This window comes from Telluria sp. AZSoR62 (assembly GCF_058111565.1).
Genome location: NZ_JBYTST010000296.1, coordinates 1 through 274, shown reverse-complemented (window position 1 = coordinate 274; position 274 = coordinate 1). Strand labels below are relative to the sequence as shown.

The following is a 274-nucleotide window of genomic DNA, read 5'->3' as shown; positions in this document are numbered from 1 at the left end:
CGCGCATGTCTTTGGGGAAGCACGAACCACCGTAGCCGCAACCCGGGTAGATGAAGTGGTAGCCGATCCGCGAGTCGGCGCCGATGCCCAGGCGTACGGCTTCGATGTCCGCACCCAGGTGTTCGGCCAGCTCGGCGATCTGGTTGATGAAGCTGATCTTGGTGGCCAGCATGCAGTTGGCGGCGTACTTGGTCAGTTCGGCGCTGCGCAGGTCCATGAAAATGATGCGGTCGTGGTTGCGGTTGAAGGGCGCATACAGGTCGCGCATCACTTC

General features: G+C 61.7%; 1 pseudogene. It reads right to left on the bottom strand.

The window, feature by feature from the left end:
- Nucleotides 1–274, bottom strand: a pseudogene (locus AC3XQU_RS23865) (UDP-glucose 6-dehydrogenase); the annotation flags it as partial.